The 22126-nt window shown below is 40.3% G+C and carries 31 protein-coding genes; 1 reads left to right on the plus strand and 30 read right to left on the minus strand.

The window, feature by feature from the left end; all coding sequences use genetic code 11:
• Positions 1–142 precede the first annotated feature (142 nt).
• Positions 143–520 (minus strand): hypothetical protein, encoded by a 378-nt coding sequence (locus H6F47_RS28865; RefSeq protein WP_272109854.1) that lies wholly within the window; start codon positions 518–520, stop codon positions 143–145.
• 272 nt (positions 521–792) lie between these two features.
• Here H6F47_RS28865 and H6F47_RS11560 point away from each other — a divergent pair, with 272 nt between their 5' ends.
• A complete protein-coding gene (locus tag H6F47_RS11560) occupies positions 793–5781 on the plus strand; it encodes a WD40 repeat domain-containing protein (protein ID WP_190649267.1) in 4989 nt (1662 codons plus the stop codon).
• Positions 5782–5853: 72 nt separating this feature from the next.
• Here H6F47_RS11560 and H6F47_RS11565 read toward each other — a convergent pair whose 3' ends face one another.
• The 29 genes from H6F47_RS11565 to rplV form a co-directional block, all read right to left on the minus strand.
• On the minus strand, positions 5854–6177 hold the full coding sequence (locus H6F47_RS11565) for a transcriptional regulator (protein WP_096570409.1): 324 nt from the start codon (positions 6175–6177) through the stop codon (positions 5854–5856).
• Between the two features lie 5 nt (positions 6178–6182).
• On the minus strand, positions 6183–6554 hold the full coding sequence (locus H6F47_RS11570; RefSeq protein WP_137665968.1) for a type II toxin-antitoxin system RelE/ParE family toxin: 372 nt from the start codon (positions 6552–6554) through the stop codon (positions 6183–6185).
• A 74-nt stretch (positions 6555–6628) separates the two neighbouring features.
• On the minus strand, positions 6629–6826 hold the full coding sequence (locus tag H6F47_RS11575; protein ID WP_242027381.1) for a hypothetical protein: 198 nt from the start codon (positions 6824–6826) through the stop codon (positions 6629–6631).
• Between the two features lie 145 nt (positions 6827–6971).
• Positions 6972–8066 (minus strand): peptide chain release factor 1, encoded by a 1095-nt coding sequence (gene prfA / locus H6F47_RS11580; protein ID WP_096572769.1) that lies wholly within the window; start codon positions 8064–8066, stop codon positions 6972–6974.
• 123 nt (positions 8067–8189) lie between these two features.
• Positions 8190–8423 carry a 50S ribosomal protein L31 gene (rpmE, locus tag H6F47_RS11585; protein WP_096570404.1) on the minus strand — a complete coding sequence of 78 codons (234 nt, stop codon included), beginning with the start codon at positions 8421–8423 and terminating at the stop codon, positions 8190–8192.
• A 126-nt stretch (positions 8424–8549) separates the two neighbouring features.
• Positions 8550–8969: a 30S ribosomal protein S9 gene (gene rpsI, locus H6F47_RS11590; protein WP_096570402.1), complete on the minus strand. Its 420-nt coding sequence runs from the start codon at positions 8967–8969 to the stop codon at positions 8550–8552.
• Between the two features lie 2 nt (positions 8970–8971).
• The gene (gene rplM / locus H6F47_RS11595) at positions 8972–9427 is read right to left on the minus strand and encodes a 50S ribosomal protein L13 (protein ID WP_096570400.1); all 456 of its coding nucleotides are present in this window, start codon (positions 9425–9427) and stop codon (positions 8972–8974) included.
• A 117-nt stretch (positions 9428–9544) separates the two neighbouring features.
• The gene (truA, locus tag H6F47_RS11600) at positions 9545–10378 is read right to left on the minus strand and encodes a tRNA pseudouridine(38-40) synthase TruA (RefSeq protein WP_137665971.1); all 834 of its coding nucleotides are present in this window, start codon (positions 10376–10378) and stop codon (positions 9545–9547) included.
• 110 nt (positions 10379–10488) lie between these two features.
• Complete coding sequence (gene rplQ, locus H6F47_RS11605; protein WP_096570396.1) at positions 10489–10839, minus strand: 50S ribosomal protein L17; 351 nt, start codon at positions 10837–10839, stop codon at positions 10489–10491.
• 32 nt (positions 10840–10871) lie between these two features.
• Positions 10872–11816, minus strand: a complete 945-nt coding sequence (locus H6F47_RS11610; protein ID WP_096570394.1) for a DNA-directed RNA polymerase subunit alpha — start codon at positions 11814–11816, stop codon at positions 10872–10874.
• Positions 11817–12287: 471 nt separating this feature from the next.
• Positions 12288–12683, minus strand: a complete 396-nt coding sequence (rpsK, locus tag H6F47_RS11615) for a 30S ribosomal protein S11 (protein ID WP_096570392.1) — start codon at positions 12681–12683, stop codon at positions 12288–12290.
• Between the two features lie 58 nt (positions 12684–12741).
• Positions 12742–13122 (minus strand): 30S ribosomal protein S13, encoded by a 381-nt coding sequence (gene rpsM / locus H6F47_RS11620; RefSeq protein WP_096570390.1) that lies wholly within the window; start codon positions 13120–13122, stop codon positions 12742–12744.
• Positions 13123–13237: 115 nt separating this feature from the next.
• Positions 13238–13351, minus strand: coding sequence for a 50S ribosomal protein L36 (gene rpmJ / locus H6F47_RS11625; protein ID WP_013191489.1), 114 nt, complete (start codon positions 13349–13351; stop codon positions 13238–13240).
• Between the two features lie 116 nt (positions 13352–13467).
• Positions 13468–13692, minus strand: coding sequence for a translation initiation factor IF-1 (gene infA, locus H6F47_RS11630; RefSeq protein WP_006276978.1), 225 nt, complete (start codon positions 13690–13692; stop codon positions 13468–13470).
• 171 nt (positions 13693–13863) lie between these two features.
• On the minus strand, positions 13864–14418 hold the full coding sequence (locus tag H6F47_RS11635) for an adenylate kinase (protein WP_096570388.1): 555 nt from the start codon (positions 14416–14418) through the stop codon (positions 13864–13866).
• Positions 14418–15731 (minus strand): preprotein translocase subunit SecY, encoded by a 1314-nt coding sequence (gene secY, locus H6F47_RS11640; RefSeq protein ID WP_137665973.1) that lies wholly within the window; start codon positions 15729–15731, stop codon positions 14418–14420. The genes H6F47_RS11635 and secY overlap by 1 nt, the downstream gene beginning before the upstream one ends.
• Positions 15732–15800: 69 nt before the next feature.
• A complete protein-coding gene (gene rplO / locus H6F47_RS11645; protein ID WP_096570384.1) occupies positions 15801–16247 on the minus strand; it encodes a 50S ribosomal protein L15 in 447 nt (148 codons plus the stop codon).
• An 83-nt stretch (positions 16248–16330) separates the two neighbouring features.
• Positions 16331–16855 (minus strand): 30S ribosomal protein S5, encoded by a 525-nt coding sequence (gene rpsE / locus H6F47_RS11650; protein ID WP_096570382.1) that lies wholly within the window; start codon positions 16853–16855, stop codon positions 16331–16333.
• Between the two features lie 112 nt (positions 16856–16967).
• Entirely contained in the window at positions 16968–17330 is a 363-nt protein-coding gene (rplR, locus tag H6F47_RS11655) for a 50S ribosomal protein L18 (protein ID WP_096570380.1), read from the minus strand.
• Between the two features lie 2 nt (positions 17331–17332).
• A complete protein-coding gene (rplF, locus tag H6F47_RS11660; RefSeq protein WP_096570378.1) occupies positions 17333–17881 on the minus strand; it encodes a 50S ribosomal protein L6 in 549 nt (182 codons plus the stop codon).
• 135 nt (positions 17882–18016) lie between these two features.
• Positions 18017–18418, minus strand: a complete 402-nt coding sequence (gene rpsH, locus H6F47_RS11665) for a 30S ribosomal protein S8 (protein WP_096570376.1) — start codon at positions 18416–18418, stop codon at positions 18017–18019.
• 20 nt (positions 18419–18438) lie between these two features.
• Positions 18439–18987 (minus strand): 50S ribosomal protein L5, encoded by a 549-nt coding sequence (gene rplE, locus H6F47_RS11670; protein WP_096570375.1) that lies wholly within the window; start codon positions 18985–18987, stop codon positions 18439–18441.
• A 118-nt stretch (positions 18988–19105) separates the two neighbouring features.
• Complete coding sequence (gene rplX, locus H6F47_RS11675) at positions 19106–19453, minus strand: 50S ribosomal protein L24 (RefSeq protein ID WP_096570373.1); 348 nt, start codon at positions 19451–19453, stop codon at positions 19106–19108.
• Complete coding sequence (gene rplN, locus H6F47_RS11680; protein WP_096570371.1) at positions 19453–19821, minus strand: 50S ribosomal protein L14; 369 nt, start codon at positions 19819–19821, stop codon at positions 19453–19455. The genes rplX and rplN overlap by 1 nt, the downstream gene beginning before the upstream one ends.
• Before the next feature lie 43 nt (positions 19822–19864).
• On the minus strand, positions 19865–20116 hold the full coding sequence (gene rpsQ, locus H6F47_RS11685; RefSeq protein WP_096570369.1) for a 30S ribosomal protein S17: 252 nt from the start codon (positions 20114–20116) through the stop codon (positions 19865–19867).
• Between the two features lie 6 nt (positions 20117–20122).
• Positions 20123–20350, minus strand: a complete 228-nt coding sequence (gene rpmC / locus H6F47_RS11690) for a 50S ribosomal protein L29 (protein ID WP_096570367.1) — start codon at positions 20348–20350, stop codon at positions 20123–20125.
• Between the two features lie 3 nt (positions 20351–20353).
• A complete protein-coding gene (gene rplP / locus H6F47_RS11695; protein ID WP_096570365.1) occupies positions 20354–20779 on the minus strand; it encodes a 50S ribosomal protein L16 in 426 nt (141 codons plus the stop codon).
• Between the two features lie 108 nt (positions 20780–20887).
• On the minus strand, positions 20888–21640 hold the full coding sequence (rpsC, locus tag H6F47_RS11700) for a 30S ribosomal protein S3 (protein ID WP_096570363.1): 753 nt from the start codon (positions 21638–21640) through the stop codon (positions 20888–20890).
• Positions 21641–21708: 68 nt separating this feature from the next.
• On the minus strand, positions 21709–22071 hold the full coding sequence (gene rplV, locus H6F47_RS11705; RefSeq protein ID WP_096570361.1) for a 50S ribosomal protein L22: 363 nt from the start codon (positions 22069–22071) through the stop codon (positions 21709–21711).
• Between the last annotated feature and the right edge of the window lie 55 nt (positions 22072–22126).

Genomic DNA, 22126 nt, shown 5'->3' on the forward strand with positions numbered 1-22126 from the left:
AACAATGTATTTTTTCGCTAATATGTGATTTTTTAGGCTCAGTTTCCTTTCTTATTTCCGTAATTTCTCTATGTGCCAGATCAGGGTGCGGAATGTGGGATATAACTTCTTTCAATAGTAGTTAAAGGACGTAAATCTGGTGTTACTGGTGCAACATCTCCCGAATGTTGTTGATAATTTTTAGGTATTGGCCTATGATTCCTTCTAGGTTTTTGAGCAGGTATTTACCACTGGTTCTGTGTCCACTGGTAAGGTAGAAGCGATAGCCTCTAATTTCATCATCATCTCCTCCTACGCATAGTTCTACGGTGATGGGTGCTTTGCCTGATGCTTGGCTGTAATTTTCTACACAGGCTTTAAAGTCTTCATGGAATTGAATAGAACCGTTTTCTAGTGATTGAGTAATGGCTTTATCGAGTGTGTTTTCTATATGGCGGAGTTTGCGGCGGTCTGTCAGGTTTTCCCAGGAGCGAGTTTGTGTCTGTTTTCGCTTTGGTTTGGTTGGTGTTTTGGTAGCCATAGTGACGATGACGCTGGTTGCCTTAGTTGGTAAGGTAACAGGGCTTTGTTTTTGATGGCATTGACCTTTTGGCTATTTCTTTTTTGTCCACTTGGCTATTTTTGATATTCGGTATTACTAATGTTCACCAAGCTACTTTCTAAACACTCAGATACAAACAATTTTATTTGTATATTTGTAAAGATAATTTTATTACTATTGGCACTCTAGAAAACACAGAATAATATTGATTTAGAATCTTTTACCGAGTCATTATAAATATTTGTAAATATATGAACACAAAACTTAATCAAATTCAACATCGTTTAGCAATTGGAAATGAGCAAGAAAGACTGGCTGCTTTAGCAGAATTATTGGAATGTGGGCAACAAGGCTTTGACTGTTTCATGGAACATTCTCTAAAAGATAAATCAGAGAAAGTACAACAATCAGCGTACTGGATTTTACATGAATATAATCCTTATTTAAAAAGTTCTACAGAAGAAGGTAGGAAAATTCATCCTACAGATACTATTACTTGTTTGGCTATCAGTTCTGATAATAAAATTATTGTTGGAGGAACTTGGCAAACAATCTGGGTATGGGATTTACAAACTGGTGAAATATTATATAGCCTCTTTGGACATTCTCATTGGGTTTTATCTGTTGCTATTAGTCCTGATGGCAATACTCTTGTTAGTGGCAGTGCAGACCAGACAATTAAAATATGGAATCTGACAAATGGAAAGCTAACTAAAACATTAAATGGTCATTCTAGCTGGGTAAATGCTGTTAGTATTAGCAAGGATGGAAATACTATTGTTAGTGGTAGTTCTGATAAAACTATTAAAACTTGGAATTTACAATCAGGTGTTTTAAAGAAAAACATTCAAGAAGACGATAATTTGTCATCTGTTTTATGTTTAGCAATCAGCCATGATAATAAAGTTATAGTTGGAGGGTGTACAAATAATAAAATTGTTTTATTTGATTTAGAGACTGGTAAAATAATCAGGAGTTTAGAGGGACATAATAGTTGGATTCAAGGAATTATTATTACTTCAGATAATCAACAATTAATTAGTGCTAGTCGCAATGGAGAAATAAAATTTTGGCAAGTAGTTTCAAGTTCCAAAGATAATTCTTATAAATTAAATCGGCGTACATTTTTCATACAAGGTGTGATAGATATAGTTAGTATTGGACTTTGTATTTTAATAGCAGGTAAAGTACGTACATTTTTTGACTATAGTTCCGATCAGTTACTCTCTATCCTAGTAAGAAGTATTGCAGATATATTAGCATCTGGACTATTTATTTTCGTAGCATTTCTAGGACGTGGAATATTTGGGATTGTTGATGATAGCTCTTCTACTAAATTACCCCTACAAAGTTTAGAATTTATTAAAACTGATAAATATGAACTGCCAATTTATGCTTTAAATGATTACCCAATCAATGATTACCCAATCAATAATCATATATTTATCTTTTGTCATGGTACAACTATCAAAGTTTATTCACGAAATGAAAAGAAAATTATTTCAACCATGTTTGAAGAATCCGGTTTTATTGGTGCTGTAACAACTAGTTCTAATGGGAACATTATAGCTAGTGCCGGAAATAATTGGTTAAGATTGTGGAACTTTAAAACAGGAAAGCCACTACATACCTTAAAAGGACTTTCTTATCCAAGGCTAAGTGAAATTATTATTATTCATTCTTCTCAAGAAATATTTTTTGGAGAGTCTCATTTATTCACTGTTAAGGGATTAGACCAAAACAAAATAGAAATTGATATAGATATAAATCAGGTAAAATGGAAAGCTACAGGAGGTAAAATTAAAGATGGTTTATTTACAGCAGGAGAAAGAGAAGGTAAGTTTAATATTAAGTCCAGCGTAGGTATTTTTGAAGTATCTTTGCCTATTAAAATTATAGAACCGCCTAGAATTACACAACTAATATTGTATACTACTAGGTTAACCATAGAATTTGGTCAATCGCAGAAAATTATAGGTCAAATCTTAGATCAACGCGGTAATATAATGCCAAACGAGACTATACCTTGGACAGAAATTGCTGGTGGTGAAATAGATAAAGATGGATATTTTAAAGCTGGATATGTTGCAGGAAATTTTGAGCTTATTGCTGTTGTTGGTTCAATACGGAATATTGTAAATGTCCAAATAATTGAGCCTCCTAAACTCAGCCAATTAGTTATGGTTTCTTCAACTTTTAATTTATTTGTTAAAGAAAGTTTTTATTTTGTAGTTAAAGGTATAGATCAATATGGCAATGATATCACAATAAGTCAAGTTAGTTGGAAGGCAAGTCAAGGAATAATTGATAACCAAGGTTTATACACAGCAGAAAATCAAGAAGAAAAAATAATAATTCAAGCATCCGTAGGAGATATCAGTACATTTGTAGAAGTTGAAATTCGAGAACCTTCTCGACTAACAAGAATAGAAATTTCACCATCATCTATCATTTTATTACCAGGGAAAAGTTGTTATTTTTCTATCAAAGGTTATGATCAACGTGATGAAGAAATGTCTGTAAATAATATTAGATGGAAAACAACAGACGGTTTAATTAATGAATATGGAAATTTTTATACTTTTGATTATCAAAAAGGTATTTGTGAAATCAGTGCTAATGTAGGTAGTTTAATTGCTACTGCTGAAGTGAATGTACCTGTTGTTTTAAAACATTTAGAAATTTCTCCACAAGAAATAGAACTAGAACCAGAGGAAGAATATCAATTTACTCTAAATGCTTTCGATCAAAGAAATGACAGTTTAGATATTCAAGGGGTAAGATGGAAAACAACAGGTGGCATTATTAATAATAATGGAGTTTTTCAAGGGGATTATAGTAGTAGTGAAATCACTATCACTGCAACTTTAGAGAATATAAGTGTTAATGCTAAAGTAATTATTCTACCTGTTTTAATTAGTTTGAAAATCACTCCCAAGAGTTCATACTTACATCCACATGAAACGCAACTATTTAAAATCAAAGGTACAGATCAATATGGCAATGATATCACAATAAGTCAAGTCAGTTGGGATGCTAGTTCAGGAATTATTGATAAACAAGGTTTATACACAGCAGGAAAACAAGAAGAAAAAGTAATAATTAAAGCATCCGTAGGAAATATCAGTACATCTATAGAAGTTGAAATTCGTGAACCTTCTCGACTAACAAGAATAGAAATTTCACCATCATCTATCATTTTATTACCAAATGAAAGTTGTTATTTTTCTGTTACAGGGTATGATCAGCGTTATGAAGAAATGTCTGTAAATAATATTACATGGACAACAACAGATGGTTCAATTGATAAATATGGAAATTTTTCCACTTTTGACTATCAAAAAGGTATCTGTCAAGTCAGTGCTAAGGTAGGTAATTTAACTGCTATTGCTGAAGTGAATGTACCTGTTGTTTTAAAAGGTTTAGCAATTTCTCCACAAGAAATAGAACTTAAACCAGAAGAAGAATATCAATTTACTCTCATTGCATTTGATCAAACAGGTGAACTTTTAAATACTGAAAATGTTATTTGGAAAAGTACAAAAGGTGGAAACATTAATGATAGTGGTTTACTGGAGGTTGATTATAATACAGAGGTAGAAATTACCGTAAGTGCTACCATAGATAATATAAGTGTTAATGCTAAAGTAACTATTTTACCTGTTTTAAGACGTTTAGAAATTACTCCCGCTTTTGTGTATCTAAACCCTGGTGAAGAAAGATTATTTATTGTTAACGGAATAGACCAATTTGGTCAAGAAATTGATCCTGGAGAAGTCTATTGGCAAACAACAGGGGGTAAAATTGACCAGAATGGTAATTTTATTATAATTGCAGAAAATAATGAAGTTACTCTTGATAGTAAAGTAATCGTTTACTCAAAATCGGTATTTAAATATAGTCGTAAAAAAAGAGACTTTTTCCTATTTCTAGGTATTATAAATTTAATATTATTTAAATTAATTTCTTATGAAGAACTTATAAGTGATGTATTAAATCCTAATATAGAATCACCTGGACTAGAAGCAATAGACGTAGATTCTACAGATTACGACTCTCCAACATCCAATACAGAATCAAATGATAAAATAGCAAATATTAGGGAAATTATATTAATATTTTTTAGAGAAATTAGTGATTTTTTAGAAGGATGGATAGTTAAAAAGTCGAAAAGAATTTTAGCTAAGTTATTTAAATCTTTGAGTATGTTCTTTTTCAATGAAGCATCTGCAAAATTATCAGTTTATGCTGATGTAATTGTTTTGCAAGCTGACGAAAATCCCTATAAAGATTTTGAATCTCTGCAAATTCTTGAGTATCATTCAGATTGGGTAAGTTCTTTAGTTATTACTTCTGATGGACAGAAACTTATTAGTGCTAGTTGGGACAACACAATCAGAATCTTTAATTTAAGTACATATAACATAATTAATGTATTAACAAATCATACAGATGATGTTGAATGTATTGCTATTACTCCAGATGGACAAGAAATTATTAGTGCAGGTTGGGATGATACTATTACGTTTTGGGATCTTAATACAGGTTGTTTAATTAATACCTATGATTTTTCACATAGAGTTGTATTGGTAGCAGTTACACCAGATGGACAATACTTGATTAGTGGTGAGTTTTCACAGACTCTAAAAATATGGTGTTTGAAAAATAAACAAATAATTAATGTAATAAAACCTCGTTCGGTTGATAATGATCATCCTTTTTATTGGCATAAATGTATTACTATAACTCCTGATTCACAAAGAGTAATAGTGGCCAGAAAGAAAATCGAAGTCTATGATATATACACTGGCAAATTACAGAATATTGTAGGAGGAGATTTAGGATGGGTTTATGCTTTAGCTATTACACCAGATGGAGGTAAACTCATCAGTAGCTATGATAAAAAAATTATAGTGTGGGATTTAACAACAAAGTCTCAAGAAATAATGCTAGTTTTAAATAGTTATGCTGACAGAAATATTGATCTCGCAATTACTCCAGATGGACAAAGACTTGTATCATGTGGATTGAGAAATCATAACACCCCTGAATTAGATAATAAATCATTCATTGAAATCTGGGATTTAAACAATGGTGAACGCATTCATTACATCCAAGAGTATACCACAGAACATAATTTGATTTATTGTTTAGCAATTACTCCAGATGGAAAAAGAATTGTTACTGGTTATCAGAATGGAATTATTAAAGTATGGGGAAATCCAATTCTCAATTCATAACTGTAGTTCAACACTAATAGTAAATTCATAGAATCTCAATTTTTGAATACAATGCTGATAACAAACTTCTTATCAGGAAATAACCGTCGTCTTCACTTGAATATCAACATTCAGTTTTTTCCGCAAAACTTTGAAAATAGCAGTCAAATTATCCATCGTTGGATTACCTTTTGCTGATAACATCCGATGTAAACTCTTACTCGGTTTAGAAGTTTCAATTGCCAATTGTTCAAAACCTACCGTTGCATTGACAATATCTCTCAAAATCAATCTTGCTGTTTCTGGTTCACCATTCAGGAAAAGAGAAATAGCTTCATCAAGTAAAGCGATCGCAAACTCAGAATCTCTTTGCACTCGTGCATTAACGGTTTCTTTAAAGTCTCTAGTTAGTGCCATAATAACTACCTCTTCTCTCTATTATCGTTGTCAGTTGCTTGCTCTTTGCTAATTTCTTTTTTTCGTCTTTTGTACTCTTGGTATAATTCTTTAGCACGATTAATATCAGATTGCTGATTTTTCTTTGTTCCCCCACCAAATAAAACTATAAGCTGTTTACCATCTTGAGCTAGATAAATCCGATATCCAGGACCCCAATCAATCTTATATTCACCAATTCCATCAAACCATTTAACTTTTGATGTATTGCCTAATTCCAAACGAGACTTAGCAACTGTTACCTTCGCAGCTGCTTGAGCATCCAAGCTATCAAACCATTCTTGGTAAGGACTTGAACCATCTTCTTTAAGATATTCTTGAACTCTTATAATAGACATACTGCTATAGTAACTTATGTGTTACCATAAGTCAAGCAGTATGATTTTAAATAAACTTGTAGTAGTGTAAATTATCAAAAAAACAATTCAGGATTCAGCAACAGTTGTTCAAAACTAGAACCCCAATCTAAACCAGCACCAATATTACCACTTACTTCTTCCTCACCTCGAATGCTTTTTCTCAACCATTCTTTATTCAGCAATAAATCCATCGGGTTAGCTAACTCTTGGTTAGAGGTGAACGGAATATAATTAGATTCTTGCTGACTCATTACTTATCCTCACTACTTTTGCTATAAGAACGCCATACACCGTACTCAAAATAAACTAGATTATCTTAATCATAAAAAAAACCGCCTATTCCTGTAAAAAACAACAACAAAATAAGCGGTTTTAGCAAATATTTAAAGCTAAAAATTAATTATTAGCAGCAGCTAATTCTGCTAAACGTTCCTGTTGATCTTGAGAAATACAAGATTGAATCAAGGTTTCAATATCACCTTCTAAAACAGGATTCAAAGTGAAATTCTGTCCCAAACGATGATCAGTCACCCGACTATCTTTATAATTGTAAGTGCGGATTTTTTCTGAACGAGAACCAGTACCAACTTGCGATCGCCTCATCGAAGTTACAGCTTCCTGTTGTTCCCGCAACTTCATTTCATAGAGTTTCGCCCGCAAAATTTGCATCGCCCGTTCCTTGTTCTGTAACTGACTCCGTTCTTCAGTACAGAAAATGCGGATACCAGTCGGTTTGTGCATCAAGTCAACCGCCGTTTCCACCTTGTTCACGTTTTGTCCACCCGCACCACCAGAACGCGCAGTAGTCATTTCAATATCTTTCGGATCAATATGCACCTCTACATCATCCACTTCTGGCATAATAGCCACAGTAGCGGTAGAAGTATGCACCCTACCCCCCGCCTCCGTTGCTGGAACACGCTGCACACGATGAACACCAGCTTCAAACTTCAGCTTACTGTAAACACTATCACCTTGAATTTCCAGAATTACTTCCTTAAAACCGCCCATCTCACCCAGAGACTCGCTGACTAGCTTCACTCTCCAACCTTGAGTATCAGCATAGCGAGAATACATTCTCAGCAGATCACCCGCCCAAATACTCGCTTCATCACCACCAGTCCCAGCGCGAATTTCCAACATGATGTTTTTATCATCATTCGGATCACGAGGTAGCAGCAATATCTTCAACCTGTCTTCCAGATGTTCTATCTTATCTTCTAATTCCTTCACCTCCAAAGCTGCCATTTCTTGCAACTCTGGATCCCCATTAGACTCTTTAAGAATTTGACGCGCCCCAATTAATTCTTCCTGGGCAGTTTTCCAAGTTTCGTAAGTATTAACAACCTCTTCTAAAGAAGAACGAGACTTAGCAATTTTTTGATACTCATCAGGATTTTTCGCCGTATCTGGGTCTGCCAAACGGCGAGTTAATTCATGAAAAGTTTGTTCAACAGATTTTAGTTTCTCCAGTAAATATGATTCTGCCATAACGACTACACAAGCTCCTAAAAAATAACAAGTTGGCTCAAGCATAAAATGACAAGTGACCCCACAACCATGCAGGGTCCTTGTGGTGCGGGCATCATGCCAGCACAAGCTATAGCCAACCAGCTACTTTTTCTTTTTACTGCCTTGTTCGCCAGACATACCATATTTGCGGAGGAAGCGTTCCACACGACCCTCAGCGTCAATAATTTTCTGAGTACCAGTGTAATAGGGATGGTTTCCAGACCAAACATCTACGTGCAATTCCGGTTTTGTAGAACCAACAGTCATCACAACTTGACCGTTACAGTAGACCTTAGCCTCTGGATACCACTGGGGATGAATATCAGGTTTAGCCATTTTTCCTTTTGTGGTGTTTCTCTATCAAAATTATAACTAGGATTAGCGACTGGGGACTGAGGACTGGGGACTGGGTAAAATTTGGTATACCTCCTGCCTCCTGCCTTCTGCCTCCTGTCTCCAGCTTTATCGTTTGGAGTATTGAGGAGCTTTGCGAGCTTTGTGTAAACCGTATTTTTTCCGTTCTTTAGCTCGTGGATCACGAGTTAAATAACCTTCGATTTTCAAAGGTGAACGGTTATCAGGATCTAATTGACACAACGCACGAGCTACACCCAAGCGAATAGAGTCAGCTTGACCGGTTAAACCACCGCCTTCAGCTTTTACTAAAATGTCATATTCGCTTTCTAGTCCCAAGGTTTCTAAGGGTGCTTTGATCGCTCCTAAGTAGTTGGCATTGAATTGGAAGTATAATTCTCCATCTTTGCCGTTAACGGTAAATTTACCTTCACCGGGAACTAAACGTACTTGTGCGACTGCGGACTTACGGCGGCCAGTACCCCAGTACACAGCGCGACCGCTATTAGCTTCTGCTACTGTTGCCATTATTAATTTTCTCCAGGAATTGTGTTAACAATTAGTTCTTTGGGTTTTTGTGCTGCGTGGGGATGGGTAGGACCAGCGTAAACTTTCAACTTTGTGAATAATTGTTTACCCAAGCTGTTTTTAGGTAACATCCCTTTCACAGCGTGTTCTACAATCCGTTCTGGTAAACGTTGTTGTAATTTAGCAAAGGTTTCTGTTTTCATTCCACCAGGACGGCCAGAATGACGACGGTAAACTTTTTGAGTGCGTTTTTTACCGGTAACTGCTACTTTTTCGGCGTTGATCACAACTACGAAATCACCAGTGTCTAAGTGGGGTGTATATTCAGCTTTTCTTTTGCCTCTGAGAACCATAGCAATTTCGCTTGCTAGTCTACCCAGGCGTTTATCGGTGGCATCTACTACATACCACTCGCGCTCAAGTTTTTCTTGAGGAGGAAGGTAAGTTTTACTACTCATTGTTATTTTTCCTTTGTCGGTTTTGAGTGGTCAGTAATCAGCTTTCAGTAATCAGCTTTCAGTAATTAGTGGTTAGTTTTGATCCTTCACTGTCACCTGTCACCTGTCACCTGTCACTTATTTATCCTGACCAAACACTAAATATGGTTGGGTGTCGTACCAAATTTCCTGGGGAAAGGGAAAATCAGGATATCCTACCCTTAACAAGCATAAGCCTTGAGGTGGTGCGGCGTATTTCACTTTTTCCCGGTTTTCTGTTTGCCAGATGTTGGTGAAATCTTCGAGCGATCGCACTCCAGAACCAACTTCTACCAGCATCCCTACTAATAACCGCACCATACCGTATAAAAAACCATTTGCCTGAATTTCAATATGCAGCAATGAACCTTTTCGATAACATTCTGCTGCTTGTACTTCCACCCAGGAATGCGATCGCGCTGATCCTGCACGATGAAAAGCCGCTAAATGATGTTTTCCCAGCAGAGGTTTCAGGGCAGCTTGAATTAAATTTTCGTCCAAGGGAGCATAATAATAATGCCAACTGAAGGAGTTCACAAACAAGTTTGGTAGAGCTTCAGTATAGATTGTGTATCTGTACCGACGATACACTGCATTAAAGCGAGCGTGCCAACGGTCATCTACACCCGCCGAAGCCCTGATTAATATATCTGGAGGTAGGTAACTGTTCAAAACTGTTGCCCACTTGTGTGCGGGTATATAACCTGTAGCATCAAAATGCGCGACTTGAGCAGCTGCATGAACTCCGGCATCAGTTCGCCCTGCGCCGTGAAGTGTCACGTGATACCCCAGAACAGTAGCTATAGCTGTTTCTATCTCTTCTTGGACTGTTCGCTGCGCCTTTTGCCGTTGCCAGCCGTGAAAATTAGTACCTAGATACTGAATGACCAAGGCTACTCGATAAGTTGGTGTTGGCTGGCGGCTTTCTAACATACTGGGTTTGGTAAAAGGCAAGAGGCAAAAGGCAAAAGGCAATAGCTCTATAATGTTTATATCTTCCCTATTCCCTGTTCCCTATTCCCTATTCCCTGTTCCCTTTGACTTTAAACTAATTCAATAATCGCCATTTCTGCATTATCACCGCGACGGGGTACGGTGTGCAGAATGCGAGTATAACCACCTTGACGGTTAGCATACCGAGTAGGTGCTTGCTCAAACAAAGCATGAACTAGGGATTTATCGTAGATATAACCCAAAGCTTCCCGACGTGCTGCCAAAGAACCATCTTTAGCTAGGGTGATCATCTTTTCCGCTTCACTCCGCAATACTTTAGCACGGATTAAAGTTGTGGTAATACGACCATGACGGATAAGCTCAGTGGTGAGCGATCGCAATAAAGCACGACGCTGGTCTGTGGGTTTACCAAGTTTTTTGACTTTACAACGGTGACGCATAATAATGCACTTGAAATTATTACAAAATAAAATTAGTTTGGTTTAGAACCTCTTTCCTGCGGTAAAGTAATGCCTAAACGACGCTGTAAAGCTTCCACTACTTCTTCCGCCGACTTTTGACCAAAGTTTTTGATTTCCAAGAGGTCTTCTTGGGTATAATCCAGCAAATCTGCCACGGAATTAACTTGCGCTCGTTTGAGACAGTTATAAGCACGGACAGACAACTGCAATTCTTCAATGGGAATTTGAGCAGTTGGATCGTCTGGGATATCTGAACCCATATCTGTAGGTTCTAAGGAGATATCTTTTAACGGGTTAAATAAATCTACCAAAATTCCCGCCGCTGAAGATAGTGCTTCTTGAGGTGAAACGCTGCCATTAGTCCAAACTTCTAATAACAGTCGATCTTTAAGAGTACCATCACCACGGGCTTCTTCAACGCTATAATTTACTTTTCGCACCGGCATAAATACCGAGTCAATTTGCAAAAAGTCCAGGGAAGTGGCTTCTTCTCTACCCCGTTCTACAGTACGATAACCTTTACCTCTTTCAATGCGAAATTCCATTTCCAGTTTGCCACCTTCAGCCAAAGTAGCTACATACTGGGTAGGATCAATCACATCTACTTCACTAGGCAAATCAAAATGTGCCGCAGTGACTGTTGCAGGACCATTAACCAATAACCGACCGATCTGGGGTTGAGAAGAATAGCTTTTGAGGATCACTTCCTTCATGCGCATGAGAATTTCCAGCACATCTTCCCTGACACCAGGAACTGTGGCAAACTCATGACTAACCCCAGCTATCCTTACTGCTGTAACTGCCGTCCCTTCTAAATTGGACAACAAAACCCGCCGCAATGCGTTACCTACAGTTGTCCCTTGACCACGTTCTAAGGGTTCGAGGACAAATTTACTGTAATGGCTGCGACTTTCCTCTGTATTAGACTCTACACATTCAATTTGGAACTGCGCCACGGAGTAGCCTCCCTTTCAAGGTGCTGCTATCAGGCAATTAATTTGCCTATCAAATTCACTTTATGCTCTGATCTATGACTGTGGTGGATCAAACTGCCAACATATAAAATTAGTGATAGTTTGGTTTGCCAATTCAATCCGCAGGCATGTTAATATTCTGTTTTTCTGTTTTTTTGAAAGTTGAGCAGCCTTCCCATTGGGAGGGCTGATATGCTTTTTAATCACCAATTGCTTCTGAAGTTTACTTTATATTTCCCAGATTGCCTTGGCGGTGATTTCCCTGAGCATGAACTTTCTGCCTGAGCGTGTTTAACAGTTAATGCTTAGTAAGCATTCAGCTATCAGCGGTCAGCTTCTTAACAGTTACGCCAAAAATTACTATTTGATCATCTACGGATTTCTCAAACTTTCTGACTCCTGTACAGACGTTCCGGTGGAACGTCTCTACTGACTCCTGAATTCTGACAGTGTTTAAACTCGACGGCGCTTAGGTGGACGGCAGCCATTGTGAGGAATAGGGGTAATATCACGGATTAGGGTAATTTCTAATCCTGCTCCTTGCAACGCCCGGATCGCAGTTTCTCGACCGGCTCCAGGTCCACTTACCATCACCTCAATTTGACGCATTCCTTGGTCCATAGCGCGACGGCCTGCACTTTCAGCGGCGGTTTGTGCTGCGAAGGGAGTTCCTTTTTTTGCCCCTTTAAATCCACTTGAACCAGCACTTGCCCAGGAGATGACATCTCCATTTTGATCGGTAATGGTGACAATGCTATTGTTGAAAGTAGACTGAATGTAGGCAATGCCGTTAGGTACGTTCCGTTTCTGCTTTTTGCTCCCGGTTTTTTTAGTTGGTTGTCTTGCCATATTTGTTTGGTGAATTTAAGGTAAAACTTGCTGTCATGAGCAAGCCTAGAAAGTTTATTTATTTACCAGGGGCTTTCTTCTTACCAGCCACTGTTTGTCTTCTGCCGCGTCGGGTTCTGGCGTTGGTGCGGGTTCTTTGTCCTCTGACGGGTAAGCCCATGCGATGACGACGGCCACGATAACAGCCAATATCCACTAGACGCTTGATGCTCATCGCCTCCAAACGGCGTAAGTCACCTTCTACCTGATAATTACTTTCTATTTCGGCTCTCAAAGCCGCTACATCAGCATCACTCAGGTCTTTAACGCGGGTGTCTGGGTTCACACCAGTAGCCGCTAGGATTTCTTGCGACCTTGTTAACCCAATTCCATAAATGTAAGTTAGACCAATCTCTACGCGCTTATCGCGGGGTAGGTCTACTCCCGAAATCCTTGCCACAATGAATGTCTCCCTCTTTTGTTCTTGCTCGCATTTAGCAGATCGTGATAATTAATCACATTCTTGGTTTTTGATGGTGATTTTTTGCTGCACCAAAGCTCTGGTAATCAGAGTTTTATCCTTGACGTTGCTTGTGTTTGGGGTTTTCACAAATCACCATAACGCGACCACGGCGCTTGATCACGTTGCATTTTTCACAGATTTTTTTGACTGAGGCTCTGACTTTCATGCCTGTTCTAATTGACTCCAAATAGTAAATTATAGCATTTCTAGGGAAATTATTTCAGTTAAGCAAATGGGTAAATCCCAAATTGGCTGATTTATGGTAAGATTCTCTACATAGTTTTATTTCTTCCGTAGTCGATAGGTGATTCGGCCTTTTGTCAGGTCGTAGGGAGTTAACTCCACCTTGACCCGATCACCAGGTAAAATTTTGATGTAATTACGGCGAATTTTACCGGAAATGTGTGCTAGAACATTAAAACCATTGTCCAAGTCCACACGAAACATTGCATTGGGCAATGATTCGGTGACAGTCCCTTCCATTTCAATCAAATCTTGTTTAGACAAATTTTTTCCTCAACTCGACAATTTTCTGTTCCGTTGCCACAAATGCAATCGGTAAGAATACACAAATTGCGAAATATATCAACAGTTTATTAATATATCTTAGCTAAAAGGAATTGGGGACTGGGGATTGAGGATTGGGATATTTGCTCCTCTATTTCCCCTGTTCATCCCCTAAACAGCTATGACCTTTTTTAATTCGGCGGTAACTTCTTCTTGGGACTGATTACCGTTAACAGTTAAAAGTTTATGGCGATCGCCATAATATTTAATGAGTGGTGCAGTATCTCGGCGATAAACATCCAGACGATGACGAATTACATCTTCAGCATCATCTTTACGTCCTCGTCCCAACAACCGATCTATAACAATGTCATCGGGTGCATCCAGGTTAACCACCTTTTCCTCGTCCTTCTCCATTTTTGCCAACAGTTCTCCCAAGAAAATTGCTTGGGCAACTGTGCGAGGAAAGCCATCAAGAATCCAACCATGTTCTGCATCTGGTTTTTGGAGTCGTTCCTCAACCATATCTTCTACAAGTTTGTCAGGAACTAAATCACCCTTATCCATGTATTCTTGGGCTTTTTTCCCCAAATCTGTTTGGTCTGTAATGGCTTGGCGTAAAATGTCCCCAGTGGAAATATGAGGAATATTTAAAAAATCAGCCAAGGCTTTAGCCTGAGTTCCTTTACCCGCACCCGGTGGTCCCAAGAAGATTAATCGCGTCACTATTGTTTCACCATTCCTTCATAGCGTTGAGAGATAACGTAGGTCTGAATTTGCCTTGCCGTATCAATTGCCACGCCCACTAAAATTAATAAAGAGGTAGCACCCAACCCTCTAAAAGTTGGCACGTTTAAAGTGCTTTCTACAGCCGTGGGAATAATAGCCACTAAGCCCAAAAAGAGTGCGCCTAAAAAAGTCAATCTGTTACTGACACGCTCAATATACTCACTGGTAGCCTTACCGGGACGAATACCGGGAATACTAGAACCCATTTTCTTCAAGTTTTGCGCCACATCTACAGGGTTGAGAATCAACGAAGAATAGAAGTAGCTAAAGAAGATAATGGAAACCATGTACACCAAAGCGTAAACCCAAGAACCAGAACCACTGGGACTTAGATAAGTATTAACGATATTTGCCAATTCAGCATTTTTAGTGAAATTGGCTATTAGCAGTGGCAAACTGAGAATAGCAGCGGCAAAAATAATTGGCATCACACCACCTTGGTTGAGGCGCAGAGGTAGAAAACTCCTCTGTTCTGCCAAAACTCGCCGACCTACCTGACGACGTGCAGAAATAATGGGAATGCGCCGCATTCCTTCCTGCACGAACACAATACCGATAATGGTAGCTATAAAAACCAGTACGAGGACAATCACACGACCGACTATTTCCCGGCCGCCAACTTGTACCAAGTCAATGGTATCGCCTAAAGATTTAGGTAAAGAAGCAACAATGTTGACAAAAATCAACAAAGATGCACCATTGCCAATACCTCTTTCTGTGATCAGTTCCGATGCCCACATGACAAACATTGAACCAGCAGTGAGAGCGATCGCCGTTTCTGCCACAAAAACTGGTCCAGGATTAACGGCAAATTGTTGTAAGAACAATGCTGAAAAAGCCGTACTTTGAACAACTGCCCAACCAACAGTCACATAGCGGGTAATTTGCGATATTTTCCGCCGTCCTGCCTCCCCTTCATTTTTCTGTAAGTTTTCTAAAGAAGGTATGGCGGCAGTCAGCAATTGGATGATAATAGACGCATTGATAAAGGGCAAAATCCCCAGAGCAAATACCCCCAGTGTAGAGAGTCCCCGTCCCGAAAATATATCCAATAAACCGAAAATGGAATTATTGCCGGATATAGCTTCTGCAAATCTCTCCCGATTAATTCCTGGAACTGGTAAAAAGATGCCCAGGCGAACCAAAATTAAAATACCGACTGTGACCAGCAGCCTTCCTCTCAGTCCAGCTGCTTGCGCCATCTGCATAAAAGTTTCTTGAGCCGTTGGGGCTTTGTCTCGACTGATCATAGAGTGCTACCTTTATAGTTAACCAGGCGCTGGAAGCGAGTTGACTAGCTGGGAGTGCTGTTTCCTGGCTCAGTCTAAGACTTCACAACTTCCGCCAGCTGCCTCAATTTTGCTACGAGCTTGGCCTGTGAAAGCTGCCGCTTGCACCTTGAGCGGAATGCCCAATTCCCCATTACCCAAGATTTTCAAGGGTCCTTTAACAGATGTAAGAATCCCAGCTTCCTTCAAAGAAGCCAAAGTTACTTCTGAATTAGCAGGTAGGGAGGCCAACTTCTCTACATTTATCGTAGTGTAAACTTTACGATTAACGACGGGAAACCCCTTGAGTTTAGGTATCCGACGGTACAACGGCTGTTGACCACCTTCAAAACCTGGTCTAGTGCTACTACCGGAGCGAGATTTTTGACCCCGCATACCTAGACCTGCACTAGCACCTTGACCGGCAGAAATACCTCTACCTACACGCTTACGGCGTTTTTTTGAGCCTTTTTGGGGCTTAACATCGTTGAGTCTCATTTTGATTTGGGATTTTAGATTTGGGATTGATAATCTCGTTGTGCTTATGGATTTTATATGAAAAATCCAATCTCAAAGCGTTACTAAATATAGAGATTCTCTACAGCAATACCCCTATCTTCAGCGACTTCCGCGAATGTCCGCAGTGTAGATAGAGCATTAACAGCGGCTCTAGCATTATTCAGAGGATTACTAGAGCCTAATTGTTTAGCGAGAACATTACGTACTCCTGCCAACTCTAATACAGTCCGTACTGCACCCCCGGCGATTACACCTGTACCGGGTGCGGCTGGACGCATGATAACTTTAGCACCACCGCCGATACCATCAATAGGATGAGGAATAGAGTTAGATTTGGTGATAGGAATTTCAATCAGATGTTTTTTGCCATCTGCCACACCTTTTTTAACTGCCCCGATCACATCAGAAGCTTTACCCACTCCTACACCAACTTGCCCGCGTTCGTTACCAACGATGACAATTGCCCGGAAGCTAAGTTTTTTACCACCTTTAACCACTTTACTAACACGACGGATTTGAATTACCCGTTCTTGCCAGTTGGTTTCTTCTTTTTTTGCTTTACTTGCTTTACGACGACCCGTTGCCATAATTCATGCTCTCTCAACGTTAGCTGTCATTGGTCATTAGTCAATTGCCAGTTGCCAGTTTTCAGTTTTCAGTTATTACTGTTACCTGTTCCCTGTTCCCTGACAGATGACTTTAGAAATCTAAACCTGCTTCGCGTGCTGCTTCAGCTAGTGCTTTGATGCGACCATGATAGAGGTTACCACCGCGATCAAAAACGACTTTGGTAATACCTTTTTCTAAGGAACGCACTGCTATCAACTTACCAACTTGCGCTGAGGCATCACAGTTAGCACCAGAAGCTAAGTTAGATTTCAACTCTGGTTCTACAGTTGATGCTGCGACAATGGTTTGATGTTGTGTATCATCAATGACTTGAGCATAAATATGCTCATTAGACCGGAATACAGCTAACCGTGGGCGTTCTTGGGAACCGCTAACTTTACCACGCACGCGCCGATGACGACGCTGTTTTGATTCTCTGCGAGTGAGTTTCATATTTACTTCTTACCTTTACCACCAGTCTTACCAGCTTTGCGTCTGACCACTTCACCGGCGTAGCGAATACCTTTACCTTTGTAGGGTTCAGGTGGACGGACAGCACGAATTTTAGCTGCTGTGTTACCTACCACTTCTTTGTCATAGCCACTGACGATGACATTGGTGTTATTTTCTACAGCAAACTGAATTCCGTCTGGTGGTTCAATTTGTACCTGATGGCTATAACCGATATTCAATACAAGGTTACGGCCTTGAACTTGGGCGCGATAACCAACCCCTTGAATTTCCAAGCGCCGTTGAAAACCTTGGGATACTCCTTCAACCATGTTGGCAACCAGGGTACGGCTTAGACCGTGCATTTGTCTGGAAGTACGGGTTTCATCCCGACGAGTTACCAACAAAGTTTCGCCTTCCTGAGAAACTATGACATTGGCGGGTAGATCACGGGAAAGTTCTCCCTTTGGACCTTTTACCACTACCTTTGTGCCATCTATCGCCACTTGTACTTTGGCGGGAACAGTAATTGGACGTTTACCAATACGAGACATGACTTAATTTTGTCCTTTGTCAGTTATGAGTTGTGAGTACGAGAATGAGTCGTGGTTAATAACCCTGAAAAAATTCTGAACTCCTGAACTCCTGATAGCGAAGCGTGGCGTTAGCCATACTCCTGATCTTCTTGATTACCAAACGTAGCAAAGCACTTCACCACCCAAGTTCTGACGACGCGCTTCACGGTCGGTCATAATCCCACTGGATGTAGAAATAATGGCAATACCGATGCCACCTAGCACTCTTGGTAATTCTTTTCTGTTGGAGTAAACCCGCAAACCAGGTTTACTTACACGCTTCAGTGCTGTAATTAAGGGTTGGCGATTTTTACCTTTGTATTTCAGGGAAATTACTAAGTTACGCTTGACCCCTTCTCCGGCTTCTGAAACTTCAGAAATAAAGCCTTCTTGTTGTAGTACCTTGGCAATACTACGAGTCATTTTTGTCGCTGGCACTTGTGTTGTTTGATGCCTTGCCAGGTTAGCATTGCGGATGCGCGTCAGCATATCTGCAATTGTGTCGTTAGCCGCCATCGTTCCCTCTTTAGATGAACTTATTGATCGCGAAAGGGCATTCCCATTTCTTTAAGTAAGGCACGACCCTCTTCGTCGTTTTTCGCTGTGGTAATGATAGAGATATCTAAACCACGGATTTGATCGATGCTGTCGTACTCGACTTCTGGAAAAATTAGCTGTTCTCGTACACCTAGAGTATAGTTACCTCGCCCATCAAAGCTTTTGGGGCTAACACCACGAAAGTCGCGGATTCTAGGTAATGCGAGGCTGATCAGACGGTCGAGAAAGGCATACATCCGTTCGCCTCTGAGAGTCACCATGATGCCAACAGGCATACCTTGACGAATTTTGAAGCCAGCAATCGCCTTTTTTGCTCTTGTCACTACTGGTTTTTGACCAGTAATCAGGGCAATTTCGTTTAAAGATGCTTCTAATGCTTTAGCATTTTGAGCAGCTTCACCCAAACCCCGGTTAACAGTGATTTTCACCACTTTAGGTACTTGATGTACGTTAGTGTACTGAAACTGTTGGGTTAGTTTGGGGACAATTGTCTCTTGATATACAGTTTTGAGTCTAGTTGTCGCCATAGTTATTTGTCCTGATTATCCCTGGGCTTGGTCAGGGAATTTTAGATTTTGGATTTTAGATTTTGGATTGAATATCTTTAAATCTACTCAAATCTAAAATCTCAACCTGGTTACAGGCTTATTTATCTAAAATCTCACCTGTTTTTTTCAACATTCTCACTTTCTTCCCTTCAGCGGTGAAAGTGTAGCAGACACGACTAGCGACGTTTTGCTTGGTGGAGTAGAGCATCACATTGGAACTATGAACAGGATACTCTTGGTTAACAATCTGACCAGACTCACCTTCTTGCTGAGGTTTAACGTGCTTGGTCTTAATGTTGACACCTTTAACAATAACTTTGCTGTCTTGGGGTAGTGCTTTAATCACTTCTCCCACTTTGCCTTTATCTTTACCGGCTATCACTTGTACAGTGTCGCCGGTTTTGACGTGCATTTTATGAAACACTTTAGGTTTTGGCTTTGCCATTACAGCACCTCCGGCGCGAGAGAAACTATTTTGGTAAAGTTTTTATCGCGTAATTCCCGTGCCACTGGTCCAAACACCCGTGTACCTCTGGGATTGCCATCTTTGTTGATGATGACTGCGGCATTATCATCAAAACGAATGCTCATACCACTGTCACGATTAATACTTTTCTTGGTGCGAACAATTACTGCTTCCACAACATCAGACTTTTTAACAGCCATGTTGGGGTTAGACTCTTTCACAACAGCGATAATTTTATCGCCTACGCCACCATAGCGACGATTACCTGCGCCTAATACGCGGATGCACATGAGTTTTTTGGCACCGCTATTATCTGCGACATTCAGATAAGTTTGGGGTTGAATCACAACTTAGTCTCCCGGTTAGAGTTGTTAATTTTATAACAACCATTTATGTTGTAGCTTTAGCGTTAAGGATTTCTGTAACTTGCCAACGCTTAGTTTTGCTCAGGGGTCGAGTTTCCTGAATCCGCACGCGATCGCCCACTTTGCAGTTATTATCTTCATCGTGAGCCTTATAGCGCCGGGTTTGAACTACGATTTTGCCGTACTTGGGGTGAGGAGCTCGGTTTTCTACAGCGACAACCACGGTTTTTTGCATTTTATCGCTCACTACCAAGCCAACTCGTTCTTTGACTGCCATAATCTCCTACTTTGCTTCTTGAGTCGATTGACTTGCTGCCCGTTTCCGTTCTCCCTCTACTGTCAACAGTTGAGCTAGGCGATGGCGGGCGTGTCTAAACTGGTGAGGTTTTTCTAGCTGTCTGGTGGCTTTTTGCAAGCGTAATTGAAATAGTTGTTTCTTAACAGCGACTATTTCCTCAGCTAGTTTTTCATCACTTAATTCTCTAGCTTCTGAAATCTTGGGAAGAGCCATAACCTATTCTTGCTCCTGTGGTTGAGAGCGCACAATAAACTTAGTTTTGATGGGCAACTTATAAGCCGCCAATCTCATAGCTTCACGAGCTATTTCTTCGGATACACCAGCGATTTCAAACAAAATCCGACCTGGTTTAACTACAGCTACCCAAAATTCGGGATTACCTTTACCGGAACCCATCCGGGTTTCTGCAGGACGCATGGTAACGGGTTTATCTGGGAAAATGCGAATCCAGATTTTACCACCCCGGCGAATGTAACGAGTCATTGCCCGACGAGAAGCTTCGATTTGCCGGGAAGTAATCCAACATGGCTCTTGGGCTTGCAGAGCAAAATCCCCAAAGTTCAGGGTACTGCCACGGTGTGCTAGACCCTCCATGCGTCCGCGTTGTTGTTTGCGGAATTTCGTTCTTTTAGGACTTAACATGGTTTGCTAATTGGTAATTGGTAATCGGTAGTCGGTGATTGGTAATCGGTAATTGGTAATCGGTAATTGGCTTTTTACTGTCACCTGTCACCTCTCACCTGTCACCTATTACGCTTCATTTGAACGGTCTTCAAATTGTTGGCGACGGCGTTTTTGGTCACGACGACGGGGTTCGCGCTCCCTTCCTGATGGTTGTGGTGCTTCTTCTTGTCCAGGGATAATCTCGCCCTTGAATACCCAAACCTTGATACCCAAAATTCCGTAAATTGTTTGGGCTGTGCAGTAGGAATAATCAATGTCAGCACGCAGTGTATGTAAAGGTACTCTACCTTCACGAGTCCACTCTGTCCGGGCAATTTCCGCACCATTGAGGCGACCACCCACTTGAACTTTAATTCCTTGTACTCCGGCTCTTTGGGCGCGTTGAATCGCTTGGCGCACTACCCGACGGAAGGAAACACGGCGTTCTAATTGTTGAGCGATGTATTCGGCAATTAAATAAGCATCAGCATCAACTTTTTGCACTTCCACAACGTTAATGCGAATTTGCCGTTGACCACCTAACAAGTCTTGCAGTCCGGTACGCAGTGATTCTATACCTTGTCCACCCCGACCTACTACCACACCTGGTCTAGCTGTCCGTAACTCTAAGTCGATTTGGTCAGCTTTGCGCTCAATACGTATTTCGGAAATACCAGCGTTATTTTGAGCGGTTCTTCCCAGTTTTTTTTCTATGTATTGACGGAGTTTGTGGTCTTCTTGCAGCAGTGCTGGATAACGGTCAGGAACTGCGAACCAACGGGATTGATGTTCTTGTGTAATACCCAGACGAAAACCGACTGGATGAATTTTCTGTCCCACAAATGCTTCCTCTAAAATTTCTTACTGTACGCAATTAGTTGTGGCTGTATGAGTGCTTATTTGGCTGCTTATTTAGCAGCAGTAGCACCTGCACCGACAGCAACAGTAATATGACAGGTCGGTTTGCGGATTTGATAAGCTCTTCCTTGCGCTCTGGGTTGGAACCGTTTTAAAACTGGACCTTGGTCAGCATAAGCTTGAGTAATTACCAATTCTGCCCGATCTAAACCTGCATTGTGTTCAGCATTAGCGGCCGCACTTCTTAACACCTTTAATACTGGTTCACAGGCGCGGTAGGGCATAAATTCCAGGATGATTAGTGCTTCCCGATATGAACGCCCCCGGATTTGATCCAGTACACGACGCACTTTGTAGGGAGAAATGCGGATATAACGAGCGATCGCTTTAACTTCTGTAGTATCAGTTGCCATAATTTTCTCTGTTTTGGTCAGTGGGAATAGGAGTTCAGGAGTATGGCTTACGCCA

The organism is Sphaerospermopsis sp. FACHB-1094 (assembly GCF_014696195.1).
GTDB lineage: Bacteria > Cyanobacteriota > Cyanobacteriia > Cyanobacteriales > Nostocaceae > Sphaerospermopsis > Sphaerospermopsis kisseleviana.